The 15,069-nt window shown below is 42.4% G+C and carries 14 protein-coding genes and 1 tRNA gene; 11 read left to right on the top strand and 4 right to left on the bottom strand.

What is annotated here, in order from left to right; genetic code table 11:
• Window positions 1-293 precede the first annotated feature (293 nt).
• Window positions 294-1,271, bottom strand: a complete 978-nt coding sequence (locus tag MHH65_RS16225) for a D-glycerate dehydrogenase (protein ID WP_268412599.1) — start codon at window positions 1,269-1,271, stop codon at window positions 294-296.
• 553 nt (window positions 1,272-1,824) lie between these two features.
• Between MHH65_RS16225 and MHH65_RS16220 the strand changes: the two genes are divergently transcribed.
• Together MHH65_RS16220 and MHH65_RS16215 are read left to right on the top strand one after the other, a co-directional pair.
• Window positions 1,825-2,406 carry a carbonic anhydrase gene (locus MHH65_RS16220; protein ID WP_024423545.1) on the top strand — a complete coding sequence of 194 codons (582 nt, stop codon included), beginning with the start codon at window positions 1,825-1,827 and terminating at the stop codon, window positions 2,404-2,406.
• Window positions 2,407-2,443: 37 nt separating this feature from the next.
• Window positions 2,444-4,066: a SulP family inorganic anion transporter gene (locus MHH65_RS16215; RefSeq protein WP_024423544.1), complete on the top strand. Its 1,623-nt coding sequence runs from the start codon at window positions 2,444-2,446 to the stop codon at window positions 4,064-4,066.
• Window positions 4,067-4,092: 26 nt separating this feature from the next.
• Here MHH65_RS16215 and MHH65_RS16210 read toward each other — a convergent pair whose 3' ends face one another.
• Window positions 4,093-4,434 carry a MazG-like family protein gene (locus tag MHH65_RS16210; protein WP_024427682.1) on the bottom strand — a complete coding sequence of 114 codons (342 nt, stop codon included), beginning with the start codon at window positions 4,432-4,434 and terminating at the stop codon, window positions 4,093-4,095.
• 137 nt (window positions 4,435-4,571) lie between these two features.
• Here MHH65_RS16210 and MHH65_RS16205 point away from each other — a divergent pair, with 137 nt between their 5' ends.
• Window positions 4,572-5,150 (top strand): TIGR00730 family Rossman fold protein, encoded by a 579-nt coding sequence (locus MHH65_RS16205; RefSeq protein ID WP_024427683.1) that lies wholly within the window; start codon window positions 4,572-4,574, stop codon window positions 5,148-5,150.
• Window positions 5,151-5,207: 57 nt separating this feature from the next.
• Here MHH65_RS16205 and clpP read toward each other — a convergent pair whose 3' ends face one another.
• Window positions 5,208-5,807: an ATP-dependent Clp endopeptidase proteolytic subunit ClpP gene (gene clpP, locus MHH65_RS16200; RefSeq protein WP_268412602.1), complete on the bottom strand. Its 600-nt coding sequence runs from the start codon at window positions 5,805-5,807 to the stop codon at window positions 5,208-5,210.
• Between the two features lie 253 nt (window positions 5,808-6,060).
• On the opposite strand from clpP, the gene MHH65_RS16195 reads away from it, so the two are divergent.
• Window positions 6,061-6,136, top strand: a tRNA-Arg gene (locus tag MHH65_RS16195).
• A 221-nt stretch (window positions 6,137-6,357) separates the two neighbouring features.
• Here the strand turns inward: MHH65_RS16195 and MHH65_RS16190 are convergent.
• Window positions 6,358-6,540: a hypothetical protein gene (locus MHH65_RS16190; protein WP_012011344.1), complete on the bottom strand. Its 183-nt coding sequence runs from the start codon at window positions 6,538-6,540 to the stop codon at window positions 6,358-6,360.
• A 212-nt stretch (window positions 6,541-6,752) separates the two neighbouring features.
• Here MHH65_RS16190 and MHH65_RS16185 point away from each other — a divergent pair, with 212 nt between their 5' ends.
• The 7 genes from MHH65_RS16185 (at window position 6,753) to abc-f (ending at window position 14,954) form a co-directional block, all read left to right on the top strand.
• Window positions 6,753-7,922 carry a macrolide family glycosyltransferase gene (locus MHH65_RS16185; protein WP_098677525.1) on the top strand — a complete coding sequence of 390 codons (1,170 nt, stop codon included), beginning with the start codon at window positions 6,753-6,755 and terminating at the stop codon, window positions 7,920-7,922.
• A gap of 119 nt (window positions 7,923-8,041) precedes the next feature.
• On the top strand, window positions 8,042-9,682 hold the full coding sequence (gene nikA, locus MHH65_RS16180) for a nickel ABC transporter substrate-binding protein (protein WP_098677526.1): 1,641 nt from the start codon (window positions 8,042-8,044) through the stop codon (window positions 9,680-9,682).
• Between the two features lie 14 nt (window positions 9,683-9,696).
• A complete protein-coding gene (opp1B, locus tag MHH65_RS16175; RefSeq protein WP_098677527.1) occupies window positions 9,697-10,626 on the top strand; it encodes a nickel/cobalt ABC transporter permease in 930 nt (309 codons plus the stop codon).
• 5 nt (window positions 10,627-10,631) lie between these two features.
• Window positions 10,632-11,519, top strand: a complete 888-nt coding sequence (gene opp1C, locus MHH65_RS16170) for a nickel/cobalt ABC transporter permease (protein WP_024423538.1) — start codon at window positions 10,632-10,634, stop codon at window positions 11,517-11,519.
• Window positions 11,482-12,300: an ABC transporter ATP-binding protein gene (locus tag MHH65_RS16165; RefSeq protein ID WP_268412607.1), complete on the top strand. Its 819-nt coding sequence runs from the start codon at window positions 11,482-11,484 to the stop codon at window positions 12,298-12,300. The genes opp1C and MHH65_RS16165 overlap by 38 nt, the downstream gene beginning before the upstream one ends.
• Window positions 12,294-13,064, top strand: a complete 771-nt coding sequence (locus tag MHH65_RS16160) for a dipeptide/oligopeptide/nickel ABC transporter ATP-binding protein (RefSeq protein WP_226015008.1) — start codon at window positions 12,294-12,296, stop codon at window positions 13,062-13,064. The genes MHH65_RS16165 and MHH65_RS16160 overlap by 7 nt, the downstream gene beginning before the upstream one ends.
• Window positions 13,065-13,394: 330 nt before the next feature.
• Window positions 13,395-14,954 (top strand): ABC-F type ribosomal protection protein, encoded by a 1,560-nt coding sequence (gene abc-f, locus MHH65_RS16155; RefSeq protein ID WP_268412869.1) that lies wholly within the window; start codon window positions 13,395-13,397, stop codon window positions 14,952-14,954.
• The last annotated feature ends 115 nt before the right edge of the window (window positions 14,955-15,069 follow it).

The raw sequence follows: 15,069 nt of genomic DNA, 5'->3' as shown, positions 1-15,069 counted from the left end.
AATGTAAAGAATGAGGATCTTTGCTAAAATGAGTCTTTTATCCTGATGTCTCCTAAAGAAATAAATAAAAAGACGCAGTTTCGCGTCTTTCAGCGTGTAGACAAACCCTCGCATTCTTTGTCAGTCCTGCGCGCTGGTGCTCACGAATGTCAAATTCGCTCCGCAAAAGTAGCCGTCCTTCCTAGACTGCAAAGGTTTTCTATCACGCTGAAAAGAAGACAAAGAGCTAAAATAAAGATCATTTTAGCCCTTTGTCAACAATTTAAAAGACGCAGTTTCTGCGTCTTTGCTGTTCAAGATGAAGTAAGCTCCTTCACAACATCAACAGGCGCCTTCCCATCTATTCCATGAATCACATTATGAATGGCTCGTTTCAGCATGAGATCCCTTGTTGTTTCAGTAGCGGAACCGATGTGAGGGGCTAGGGTGACATTGTTCATCTCTTTGAAAGGATGATCTTCTTGAAGCGGTTCCTGCTCATACACATCAAGACCAGCGCCTTTAATCCATCCCTCCTGAAGGGCTTGAATGAGGCTTTTTTCATTCACTGTTTTCCCGCGGGAAATGTTTACAAATAAAGCCGTTTGCTTCATTAACTTCAATTCTCGTTCCCCAATCATATGATACGTTTCCTCGGTCAGCGGTGTAATCAACACGATGATATCAGCTTGTTTTAAAAGATCATCAAGTGCACAATAGACAGCGCCATACGCCGATTCAGCCTTTTCATTTCGGCTTCGGTTATGATAAAGAACGTTCATATCAAACCCAAGTGCCGCCCGTTTTGCTACTTGCTCGCCGATACGTCCCATGCCAATTATGCCAAGTGTTTGATGATGAACATCAATGCCAAAGATCTCTTCCTCCTGTACGAATTTCGTCCATTTTCCTTCACGGATAAAACGATCAAGCTCGGCGATTCTTCTCGCAGAGGAGAGTATGAGTGAAAAGGCAAGGTCAGCCACGGTATGATCGAGCGTATAAGGGGTGTGCGTACCAATCACGCCTCTTTGTCTCATCACTTCTATATCGAAATTGTCATAGCCGACAGAGTTATTACTCACTACCTTGAGTTTTGGTGCGTGATCTAACAGCTCTTGATCGATTTTCGTTCCAGATGTTAAAAGACCATCAGCGTGCTGCAGCTTTTCAAACAAAATGTCTCTTGGAATAGGGTCTTTGGATTGCCAAACCTCGTATGTACAATGTTCCTTTAGCATTTCCTCAAAAGAAGCAGGTAAGGGTTTGGCGACAAAAATGTGTGGTGTCACAGTCAATTCGCTCCTTTCACATGGTCATCTTACTCCTTTTATTATAAAGCAACCATTTCGGCAGAACACGTTTGAATGTTAGCAGCTCAATATTTAATATACTGAAATAACGGTAAAGAAAGACATTTTCTTAGTGAAAAAGTAGATTCTTATGCCATCTGATGCATTTTTTATCTATATAAAAATAAGCTGATAGTAGATGAGACATGTGAAATTGCAAAAATTTACGAGAGATTATCTGACAAACTGGAAAATAGATCGAGACTTTTTGATAGAAAATTTATTATATTTGAAATGTATTAAACGGGATGGTCATTTTCTACTAAACCATTTTATTGTCTTTTGGTGTGATGAGAACAATAGATTGAAAGCAAACCCGCGAAGCCGTTGGGATGCAGCGTAAAATAGAGAAAATGATGATATTTCTTCTCATCGTTTTCTCATTTTTTTCTTTTTTTTCTATCATTTTTCTTCTCTATTCTTGAGAACACAAGAAAGAAAAGGAGGACAGGCACGAGCTTACGTTACTTAAAAAAAGATGGGAGATGGCAAAATGGAGTCAAAATTAGAACAGATTCTTCAGCACAATTCAGAGTTTGTGAATGAGAGACATTATGAGCCTTACAAAGCGGGGAAATTTCCTGAGAAAAAACTGGTTATTTTAACGTGCATGGATACCCGTCTTTTGGAATTATTGCCGCAATCTATGGGTCTGCGCAACGGTGATGCAAAAATCATTAAGAATGCAGGCGCCATCGTGACACATCCGTTCGGCAGTGTGATGCGGAGTATCCTGCTAGCTATCTATGAGCTAAAGGCAGAGGAAGTATGCATTGTAGGGCATCATGAATGCGGAATGGCAGGTCTTGCGGCGGACCCTTTACTTGAAAAGGCGAAAGCACGCGGAATCGAAGAGAAATGCTTAAGCATTGTGAAAAACTCAGGAGTTGATTTAAAGGGCTGGCTGACAGGCTTTGATTCAGTTGAAGAAAGCGTGGCCCAAAGTGTGAAATTAGTGAAAGAGCATCCACTGATGCCAAGTGATGTGGCAGTTCATGGACTGGTGATTCACCCAGCGACAGGAAAGCTGGATGTCGTAGTGAAAGACAAACAAATTGACCCACAGTATACCTAAATCATCTACACATACTTGAAGGAGGCCAACACATACCATGCGTTTTTATGGAAGATTTGAAGGGTACAATTCATCAAAGTTTAGACGCGATTTAATCGCTGGGCTTGTCGTGGGCGTTGTGGCAATTCCTTTAGGCATGGCATTTGCCATTGCATCTGGTGTCGGACCAGAATATGGATTATACACAGTCATCGTTGCCGGCATTTTGATTTCATTGTTTGGTGGTTCAAAGTATCAGATCGGCGGGCCGACCGGGGCGTTTGTTCCAATTTTATTCGGGATCGTCAGCCAGTACGGTATTGAAAACTTGCTCATTGCCGGTTTTATGGCAGGCTGTATGCTTGTATTATTCGGAATATTCAAACTAGGAAAGCTCATGAAATTTATTCCTCGTCCGGTTATCATCGGTTTTACTGCTGGCATTGCTGTCATTATTTTTTCAGGACAGATTGCCAACTTCCTCGGATTAAAGGGTGTTGAAAAACATGAAAGCTTTTTCCTCAATATGAGAGAAATCGTGGTCCATCTTGGTACTACAAACAGTCTCGCCATTATCACAGCCGTCATCGGGCTCATCGTGATTTTGGCGGCACAAAAATACATTCCCAAAATACCTGGTGCTCTATTAGGTTTATTGGCTTCTACGTTTCTAGCCGTTCTCTTTTTTCAAGGACAAGTTGAAACGATTGGCTCTGCATATGGTGAAATCCCTCGTCAGCTGCCAACCTTCGCTTTTCCTGAATTAACGATTGAAAAAATGATATACCTCCTGCCTCCAGCAATTGTCATTGCGCTTTTAGGCGGCGTGGAATCGATTTTGTCCGCAATGGTCGCTGATAATATGAAAGGCTCTAAGCATGACAGCAATAAAGAGCTTGTGGGGCAAGGAATTGCCAATATGGCGGCACCGCTTTTCGGAGGAATTCCAGCGACGGGAGCTATTGCCCGAACGGCCACGAATATAAAAAATGGCGGGGCAAGTCCGATTTCTGGTGTTGTGCATGGCGTTGTCGTCTTGCTGATCTTAATGGTATTTGCGCCGTATGCGTCGATGATTCCACTTGCTGCAATGGCACCGATTTTAATGTTTGTTGCTTGGAATATGAGTGAGAGAAAAGAGTTTATCAATATTTTGAAAGTGAAAAATGCTGATTCGCTTGTACTCGTCGTGACCTTCCTGCTCACAGTGATCGGTGATTTGATTATTGGCGTCACTGCTGGTCTCATTTTAGCATTTATCGCCTTTATCAAAAAAATGAGCCAGACGACCAATATTCATACAAATGTCGCCGTTCCTCAAATGGAAACAGCAGCTGCTTTAGAAAAACAGACAGAGGAGAAAGGGATCAGTATGTATTCCATTGAAGGGCCGCTCTTTTTCGGAACAACAGATTCATTAGAAAATTCGATATTGGATCATGTTCAAACAAAACCGAAAACGCTCATTCTGCTTATGAATAAAGTCAATTACATGGACACATCGGCAGAAGCGGTTCTCATGAATATCTCCAATCGGTTAAAGCATCATAATGGAAAGCTGATGATCGTTGGACTTCAATCACAGCCTAAGGAGCTTTTGCATCGAACAGGTCTATTCCATCATATCGGAAAACAGCATTTCTTTGAACGAACGGATGACATTTCACCACAGCATCTTTAAGGCGTAAAAAACACGTGACAGCTTGGTCACGTGTTTTTTACTGGCTCTTTTTCTCCAGAAAAACGCTTTGTGAGTTTTTGTTGATGAGCGCTGAAGATCTCTTCTACTGTGACATCATATTGATCCGCTAAAATGAGGAGATTTGCTAAAACATCTCCCATTTCTTCAATGAGTTCTTTCTTCAGCTCAGATGATTCCTGTCTCTGCTCATCAGGCCGGTCTCGTCCGATTTCTATTGCTCTAACAGCTCGAGCGAGTTCTCCCGTTTCTTCCATTAAGAAGCCTAACCGGATAAACGGTCCGTATTCTGTCCAATTTCTCGTTTGATAAAAATCCTTGATCCACTTCTCCATCTCAGTTGTTTGCATTCTCTCTTTACAGCTCCTTATATGGTGTTCACTCTTTTGATTTTACACTATATATAGAAGAAACGGCTGTTTCTTTACAAATCATTATAGTAGAATGAGTGGGTGAAGAAATCATAGAGAGAGATGGGGCTGTTTTGATGAAAACGATTTGTGTGTTTGCTGGTTCGAATCCAGGTGTAAATGATGTCTATAAACAAAAGGCTGTAGAGCTGGGTGCTTATATGGCGAAGCAGGGCATTCGTCTTGTTTACGGCGGATCGCGTATTGGGTTAATGGGCGCGATTGCCGATGAGGTCATGAGACATGGCGGGCAAGTGATCGGGGTCATGCCTAAGGGACTTTTTAGAGGAGAAGTCGTGCATCAAGAGCTGACAGAGCTAATTGAGGTAACAGGCATGCATGAACGAAAAGCAAAAATGAGCGAGCTGGCCGATGGGTTTATTGCGATGCCAGGCGGCTTTGGTACATATGAAGAATTATTTGAGGTGCTGTGCTGGGCACAAATCGGCATCCATCAAAAGCCGATTGGATTGTATCAAGTGAATGACTACTTCAATCCGCTCATAGACATGGTGAAATTTAGTATACAAGAAGGTTTTTCGAATGAATCACATCTTCAATTGTTACATGCTTCGAGTGAACCGGAGGAATTAATCACGCAGATGGCTTCTTATCAAACACCGTCTCTTCAGCAGAAATGGACGGAGCTGTCTTAAAGTATATGTCAATCACAAAAAACCGTCTGTTCAAGGAACAGACGGTTTGTGTTGTGATCATTTTTTTTGGTCTTCTGTATTACGGGTCAAGACTTTGTCAATGAGTCCGTATTGAAGTGCTTCTTCCGCTGTTTTGAAGTTGTCACGATCTGTATCGCGCTCAATGACTTCAATTGGCTGACCAGTACGTTCAGCAAGTACTTGGTTCAGTTTATCGCGTAAAGAAAGGATTCGTTTTGCCGCAATTTCAATTTCTGTTGCTTGACCTTGGGCACCGCCGAGTGGTTGGTGAATCATGACTTCACTGTTTGGAAGAGCATAACGCTTACCTTTTTCACCAGCAGCAAGCAGGAACGCACCCATAGATGCAGCCATACCAATACAAATAGTTGATACCTTTGGTTTAATAAATTGCATCGTATCGTAAATGGCCATACCAGCTGTGATTGAACCGCCAGGGCTGTTAATGTAGATAGAAATATCTTTTTCTGGATCTTCAGCTTCTAAGAAAAGCAGCTGTGACACGATGGAGTTGGCAACATTGTCATCGATCGCAGAACCAAGCATGATAATACGGTCTTTTAAAAGACGAGAATAAATGTCGTAAGCTCTTTCCCCACGATTTGTTTGCTCAATGACTGTAGGTATTAAATTCATAATGTTCCTCCTTCACCTTTTAGGTAAGTATGTAATTCAATGATACATTTTTGGTCAATAAAGGTCAAACAAAACGCTGACCTAAATTCAAATACCCCTATCCATTTTCCCCAAAATCATTCCACTTCAAACCATCATATTAGTGTATGAATACAAAGTAATAAAATACATCATCATGACGAATGATTAATCATTGCTTTCTCGCAGCATTTCCCTTATAATTTGATATGCTGACGTTCAAAAAACATATCGTGCGCTCGTAGCTCAGTTGGATAGAGCGGTGGTTTCCGGTACCACGTCTGCCGGGGGTTCGAATCCCTCCGAGCGCGTACTTGACCTTGCTTACGATGATAAAGGTCTTTCATGAACCCCTCTTCATATGGAGAGGGGTTTTTGTGTGCTCAATCGGATTGATCGTTCTCTTCTAATAAAGCTAGGGTAAGCAAGTGAAAAAATGATCTGGTTGCAACACAGCAACATCTATCAGAATATAATAAAATAACCCCCACTCTTAACATAAGAGTGGGGGTTACTGCTTTAGAATAAAGGGTTATCTGCCTTTCTGGCCTTTCCTGTAAATAGCCGCAGGTATAATTGTAAGAAGAACAATGATAAATCCAATCACGGATACAGTATTTTTTATTGTATTGTCATTCACAGTGAAGTTTGTCACGATCATTGCCGCTAGACAAAGAATGATAATTAAATAACTGTATTTCTCCAAGACTTTCACAAAATATCCCCTCCAATATGAAGCTGAAAATAATATTATGACTAATTATACAAAAATATTGGATGTTTGCTCGTGAGAAGGTGTTATGTTCATGTCCCTCCATGAAATACTGGACGTAAGACTCATTTCTTCCCTTTTCAGGCGTATTTGTTGAGCCAGCTTGCTGTATATGATTAACATGGAAGGGAATTGACAATGAGGAGGAATTTCTTGTGGCGAAGATTTTATTGATTACGTTTCCAGCTGAAGGACATGTGAACCCTATGTTAGGAATGATTAAATCATGGGCGGATCGAGGCGATGAAGTGCATGCGGTCACAACTGTACATTATGAGGAACGAATCAAACGCTTAGGCGCTCACGTACATATACATCCAGACTATATTCGGACATTACATGTGGAAGAAGGAGATTTAGATTCCATGCAGCCGTTCTTTCATGCCATGCTGCAAACATCATATGATATTTTAGAGGTGGTGGAAACACTTTCCGAGAAGCATTCATTTGATTTGGTTTACTTTGATATGTTTGGGGCAGGGGAGCTTGTTCGAGATTACTTGCACATTCCGAGCATTGGTTCCAACCCATCTTTTGTGCTGCAAGAGGCGCATTTTGATACACCGCTATACAGAAAGGATGAGAAAGCCGATCATCTGTTAGAAAAAATACAAGAGCGTTTTGGCGTTCAGCCAACGCGTTTGATGCAATTTATGAAAAACCGTGGAGAACTGAATATCGTCTATACAAGTGAATATTTCCAGCCTTCAGTTGATTCATTAAACGATTCGTTTGTTTTCATTGGACCGAGCTTTCTAAAAAGAGCCGACCAGCATGATTTCCCGCTGGAAGCACTTGAGCAAGAAAAAGTCGTTTTTATTTCCATGGGCACCGTTCTTGGTGATACAGAAGCATTTTTTAATATGTGTATAGATGCTTTCGAAGACTTTGACGGAAAAGTGATTATCGCAACAGGTGAAAAAGTAGATCGTTCTCTCTTAAAAGAGCCGCCTGCTCATTTTCTGATCGAACCTTATGTGCCGCAGCTTGAAGTGCTCGAACTGACAGATGTGTTTATAACGCACGGCGGGATGAATAGTGTCAATGAAGGTATTCATTACCACGTTCCGATGGTCGTCATTCCAGTCGACAAAGATCAGCCGATGGTGGCACAAAGACTGACCGAATTATCTGCTGCCTGTGCACTTGATAAAGATCAGCTGACAGCAAAGCAGCTAAGAGAAACTGTTGAGACCGTTTTAGGCAGTGACACGTACCGTGCCGGTATTGAGAAAATTGAAGAAAGCTTCCAAGCGGCAGGTGGAACAGAAAAAGCATTAAAGGTGATCGACCAATTTATACAAGCGAAACAGACTCAAACATGAGTCTGTTTTTTTATGAAAAGACGTTGTATTTCCCGTTTCTGTATGCTAATATTCAATTCGTAATCATTTCGATTAATAATCGTAATGATTACGATAATGTTGAATTGGGGGAAGTACATATGAGTGATCAACCTGTTTACATAAAGAAGAAATATGAGAAAAGGCATCCCTACGTGACATACACCTTGATGCTGTTTTCAGTGATGGCTTGTTTTTTATTGGCCTCATGCTCTGAAAACAAAGCATCCTCCAGCAATGATAGAGAAGAAGATGAGCTCGTGTATGCAAGTACAAAAGATATCAGGGACATCAATCCCCATCTATACGGTGGAGAGATGGCTGCTCAAAATATGGTGTTTGAATCGCTTGTCGTCAATACAGAGAAGGGCGTTCAGCCTGCCTTAGCGAAAAGTTGGGACATATCAAAGGATGGAAGGACCTACACCTTTCATCTTCGAAAAGGTGTGACTTTTTCAGATGGTGAGCCTTTTAATGCAAAGGCAGTGAAATTGAATATTGATGCTGTCGTCAAAAATATTGAAAAGAACGCTTGGCTTAATCTCGTATCCGAAATCAAATCCACAAAGGCGTTAGATGACGATACATTTGTTCTCACGTTGAAAGAGCCTTATTATCCTACGTTAGAAGAGCTGGGCTTAACACGCCCCTTCCGTTTTATTTCTCCAAAAAGTTTCATTGATGGAACGACTGCAAAAGGAGTCAAAAGCTATGCAGGTACAGGTCCTTATGTGCTAAAGGAACATAAGAAAAATCAATATGCCGTTTTTGAAATGAATGCCCACTATTGGGGGGAAAAGCCGAAGATTTCAACTGTGAAATGGAAAGTCATGCCGGATCACCAAACCATCTTACTTGCGCTTCAAAAAGGAGAGATTGATCTTTTATTTGGAGCAGATGGTGACATGATTGATGGAGACTCATTCCAGGCTTTAAAAGAAGCAGGTCAATATGGGGTAACCGTGAGCCCTCCTGTTGGTTCAAGATCGATTGTCATTAATTCAAACCAGCCAATCACAAAAGATCCGAAAGTAAGAGAAGCGTTTCAATACGCCATTCAAAAGGACATGATCACAGAAGGTATTTTAAATGGAACGGAAAAGGTGGCACACACATTGCTTGCTCCTTCTGTCCCTTACGCAGATATTCCACTGAAAAAGAAAACTTATCAAAAGAAGAAAGCAGAGGCATTATTGGATGAGGCAGGCTGGAAGATGAAAGAAGACGGGTATCGCTATCAAAATGGCAAACTGCTGAGTGTGGCTATTTACTATAATTCCGATAATGCAGGGGAAAGAACGATCAGTGAATCGATTCAACAAGATTTCAAGCAGGTGGGGATCAAGCTGGATATTAGAGGAGAAGAAAAACAGGCATTCTTAGATCGCCAAAAAACAGGAAAGTTCGATCTGATGTACTCGCTGTCTTGGGGGCTTCCTTATGATCCACAAACTTATGTCTCTTCATTCCGTGTAGCATCCCATGCTGATTATCAAGCCCAATTAGGACTGAAAAAGAAAAAGTGGCTGGACGAGACGATTACAGAAGTATTAGTAGAACCAGATGAGCAAAAGCGGAAACAAATGTATCAAGAAATATTGACGTATATTCATGATGAAAATGTCTACCTCCCAATCTCTTATTCTGTGACAAAGGCCGTTTATAATAAGCGACTGAAAGGCGTAGGTTTTCATGTGTCTCAGTATGAAATTCCATTTGACCGTATGTATTTTGCGTCATAAACGGAGGTAGAGACATGACTCGCTATCTCTTAAAACGAATATTGATGCTTTTTCCGCTTATGATCTTCATCACCTTCTTTGCTTTTGTACTGCTGACGATGCGGGCAAGTGATCCAGCAGAGGTCGCTTTGCGGGTGAATCAAGTCACTCCAACAGAAGAAATGATTGAATCGATGCGGCAGGAGTTAGGCTTAGACCAGCCATTTTTCATCCGCTATGCCACATGGCTTAAAAATGGATTAACAGGTGATTTTGGCAGAAGCTATGTCAATCAGGAGCCCGTTTTTGCTCTTATCATGGAGGCGCTGCCTGCGACATTGCAGCTTGCAGGAGCAGCGCTTTTTTTCATCATTGTGTTGAGTTTATTATTTGGAGTGATTTGTGCATATGCTGCTCATTCCTGGGTGGATCGGGTTCTGAGAGCCTTTGTGTTTATCGCAGCTTCTATGCCTAGTTTTTGGCTGGGGATTTTGTTGATTTGGCTTTTTTCTGTCAAATTCAATTGGGTCAATACGAGTGGAATGGAAGGATTCAAATCGATTCTTCTTCCAGCTGTCACATTATCATTAGGCTACTTATCGACCTATGTGAGACTAATACGTAATCAAATTCTAAAATTTCAGCACGAGCCCTTTGTTTTTTATGCAAGAGCACGTGGTTTAAAGGAACGAACCGTTCAACTGAAAATCTTGAGGCATGCCCTGCAATTAGCGGTAACAGCACTTGGCATGTCTATTCCAAAGCTCATTGCGGGAACTGTTATTATTGAAAACCTTTTTGCTTGGCCAGGGGTTGGCCGGTTGTGTGTAACGGCTATTTTCCATGCGGACTTCCCTATTATTCAAGCCTATTTGTTTGTGATGGGGTTCCTGTTTGTTATGTGCAATCTCATCGCTGATATGATGCAAATGACCATGAATCCGCAATTGCGAAAGGAGGTATGACAACAATGATAGGGTGGCATCAATTAAGAAAAGACCGTATGGCGATTCTTTCAATCTGGCTGTTAGCGCTTGTCGCATTAGCTGGACTGTTTGCTCCAATGTTAGCACCACATGATCCAACAAATACGAACATTCTCCAAAAATATGCCGGTATCAGTCTTACTTACCCACTCGGAACGGATCATCTAGGGAGATGTGTATTATCGCGGCTTTTATATGGCATTCGGACAACAATGCTTGCAGCTATGCTGACCATGTGTATCACGATGCTCATTGGCAGCGCACTTGGACTCATGGCAGGCTTCTTTCGAGGAAAGGTGGATGGGGTTTTGATGAGGCTGTGTGATGTCATGCTGTCCTTTCCAGCAGAGGTGATGATTCTTGCGGTTGTTGGAATACTCGGACCTGGACTATTCAATATTATTTTGGCGAATGTCCTAGCGAAATGGGCCTGGTATACAAGAATGATTCGGTCGTCTGTCCTTCAATATGCGAATGAACCTTCTGTTCAATTTGCAAAGGTGACTGGCGGCAAACCCTTTTACATATTGAGGAGACATCTATTTCCTCGCATCTCAGGAGAAATTGCTGTTTTTGCGACACTTGATGCGGGCTGGGTGATCTTAAATATATCAGCACTGTCTTTTCTAGGATTAGGTGTGAGTGCACCTACACCAGAATGGGGCATGATGCTCAACGAGGCGAAGAATGTCATGGTGACACATCCAGCCCATATGCTTGCGCCTGGACTTGCCATCTTGTTTGTGGTCATGGCGTTGAGCTTTTTAGGAGACAGCCTTCAGCATGCCGCGAATCCTGCCATGCATCATACCAGAAAGAAAGGGGTGAGGCCATTTGCCTTTAATCGACGTAAAAAATCTGTCCGTACATGATCCACAGCAGCAAAAGAATATAGTGTCGAATATCACATTTTCTTTACATCAACAACGCTGTTTAGCCGTCATTGGAGAAAGTGGCAGTGGAAAATCAACTGTCGCCAAAGCGTTAATTGATCTTGTCGCCCCTTCGCTAGAAGTGGAAGGAACGATCATTTTTGACGGCAAAACATTAACAAATCAAGAAGCGCATCAATGGCGGGGGAAACGAATAGGTTTCATCTCACAGGATGTCATGAATGCATTCAACCCTATCGAAACGATAGGTCATCAAATGGTGGAAACATTTCAGCAGCATTTGGGCTTACGAGGGAAAGAAGGGAAAGCACATGCTATGGCTGGGCTTACACGTGTCCATTTAAAAAATCCATATGATTTGATGAAAAAGTATCCGTATGAACTGTCTGGAGGAATGCTTCAGCGTGTGATGATTGGCATCACGATGATGCTTTCTCCAGACGTGATCATTGCAGACGAGCCAACTGCATCACTTGATGCCTTTAATGGGCGTGAAGTCATCAGACAATTACACAGTCTAAAGGAAGAAACTGGTGTTACCTTGATCGTCATAACGCATGATTTAGGCGTCGTTCAGGCAATTGCTGATGAGTTGATGGTCATGCACCAAGGAGTAATGCTTGAGCATGGGTCAGCCAAGGAAGTGTTCACATCACCCGAGCATCCCCAAACAAAGCATTTACTTGAGACGAGGCTTCGATTATCTGCCCCTACTGAAGCACTGCGGCAGCAGAAGAGAGTGGAGGCGTTTCCATGTTGATCACAGCTTTCGATCTAGTCAAACACGGTGAGAAGAAAGGTCTTTTTTCAAATCAAAAGAAACCAAAAGACCGCCTATCAAATGTTTCGTTTCAAATCGAAAAAGGACAATGTGCCGGATTAGTCGGTGAGAGCGGAAGTGGCAAAAGTACATTGGCACGTATCCTGCTCGGTTTAGAAAAAATAGATGGAGGCGAGGTACAGATTGATGGTATGACAGCTGACAAATGGCGAAGGATGAACCGGGGGAAAATGAGTGTTGTCTTTCAGGATTATCTATCTTCTGTTCATCCCTCTTTTAAGGTGAAAGAGATCATAGCAGAACCGATGCGTTTGTTAAAGCAGAATCAGAATCTGGATCAGAAGGTTTTGTCATTACTTGAGCAAGTCAGACTGCCCTCGTCTGTGCTGAATCAATATGCTCATCAGCTAAGCGGCGGTCAGCTCCAGCGAGTGTGCATCGCACGAGCGATATCGACGCATCCAGCCATTCTTATACTAGATGAAGTCTTGAGCTCACTGGATGTCTCTGTTCAAGTACAAATATTGGAGCTGCTTGAGACATTAAAACAAGAGCTAGACATGACCATGCTTCTCATTACTCATGATGTAGAAGCAGCGGTGTATCTATGTGACCGCCTCCTATTTTTACATGAAGGAAGCCTAGTGGAAGAATGCAAAAAGGACGAACTGTTTGAAGTGTCCCATCCATTTACACTCCAGTTAATCGACTCACTTATGCCATTTCAGCTTGACAAAAAATAACCAATCTTTTATCGTATACGTAACAAACGACGGAAGGGTGACCCAATGCAATGAAGTACTAATCCTATGACCTGTAAGCAAAATGAACGAACGAAGGCAGTGAGCAAACGATCCGTTTGCCATGTTTGCTGCGTTTTCATTTTTTAGCTTCGGAATAGGATGGTACAGCTTGGGAATCAAAAAATGAAGTGATTGATACGTGGAGTGTGTGTTCAAATAGGAACAGCACACCATACTGGATCAATCCGCTTATTTTTGTACACCATTTTGCCTCCTATTCTGAGAATGGGAGGCTTTTTCATGTCTCCTGATACGAAAGGAGAGGATTGGATGTTATTAAAAGCCAATCAGTTAAAGGTATTTCGAAAAGATCGCTTGTTATTTGATATTGAGGAGCTCGCCATCCATCAAGGTGACCGCATTGGTCTTGTAGGGACAAATGGCAGCGGAAAAACGACTTTATTGCATGTGCTGGCAGGACAGGAAACACCAGACAGCGGCACGGTTGCCGCCACAGCGGTCTGTACGCTGCTTCCTCAATTGAAACAAGGAGACGGCAGACAGAGTGGCGGTGAAATGACCCAGACTTATATTGAAAGAGCATTAAGCCGGCCGTCTGCCCTTTTATTAGCAGATGAACCGACCACTCATTTGGATACGGAGCACATTGAGTGGCTGGAAGAAAAGCTGCGTCATTATCAAGGAGCTCTCATTGTTGTTTCGCATGATCGTGCTTTTTTAGATGCAATATGTACGGAGATTTGGGAGCTGGATCATGGGAAGCTACATCATTACAAAGGCAACTACACGCATTTTGCACAGCAAAAAGAGCTGGCACATCGTCAGCAGGTGGAAGCGTATGAAGCTTATACACAAAAGAAAAAACAGTTAGAGCATGCACTGGAAAAGAAAAAGAAAAAGGCGGACAAAGCGACAAAGCCATCCCAAAAGGTGAAATCCTCAGGACCTAAAATTGCAAAGCCCTACTATGCAAATAAGCAAAAAAAGTTGCAAAAAACAGCCAAATCCATTGAAACAAGGATGGAGAAATTAGAAAAGGTGGAGAAGGTAAAGGACATTCAGCCCATTCAAATGACTCAGCATACGATGAAGGAAACAGCAAGCCGTACCATTTTGCGAGTGGAAAATGTAGTTGGCAAGGCGGGCGATAAAGTGCTTTGGAAGCAGTCGAATGTGGAAGTGAGGGGCGGAGACAAAGTTGCCATTATCGGAAAGAACGGGAGCGGCAAAACGACATTTCTCCGTATGTTAGTGAATGGACATCCCGGAGTTACTCGTTCAGAGGCTGTCAAGCTAGCCTATTTTCGTCAGGATCTGTCAGGATTGAAGGTAGATGAATCGATTTTACAAAATGCGCTGAAAGAGGCGGTTCAAGATGAAACAGTGGTTCGAACGGTTTTGGCGAGACTAGGATTTAGAGGGGATGATGTGCACAAGCCTGTTGAGGTATTAAGCGGGGGAGAACGGGTGAAGACGATGCTTGCGTCCTTACTCGTCAGTGATGCCAATGTTCTCATGCTGGATGAACCGACGAACTTTTTAGATCTGGCGGCAGTTGAAGCACTTGAAGGTCTATTGAAGGATTACCCAGGTACCGTTGTGTTTGTTTCCCACGATCGCAGGCTGATTGAAGAAGTTGCCACTCGTATTTTTCATATTCACGAGGAACGTATTGAAGCTTTTGAAGGCACATATGAAGCCTATAAACAAAAGGAAGAAAAACCAGCTGTGACAAATAGAGAAGAGGAGCTTCTGTTAATTGATATGCAGCTGTCTGAAGTGCTCAGCCGTTTAAGTATTGAGCCGTCGCAAGAGCTTGAAGAGACATTTCAAGCATTATTGAAACAAAAAAAGTCTTTGGAGTCATAAAAGAAAACCCCTGTTTACTCTACAGGGGTTTCAGCGCGCGGACAAACCCTCGCATTCTTTGTCAGTCCTGCGTGCCGGTGCTCACGAATGTACAATTCGCTCCGCTCCAGTACTC

This window comes from Bacillus sp. FSL L8-0654 (assembly GCF_038629965.1).
Taxonomy (GTDB): Bacteria; Bacillota; Bacilli; order Bacillales; family Bacillaceae; genus Bacillus; species Bacillus safensis.
The sequence above is the reverse complement of the archived record's forward strand: the minus strand, read 5'-3'. Positions and strand labels throughout refer to the sequence as shown.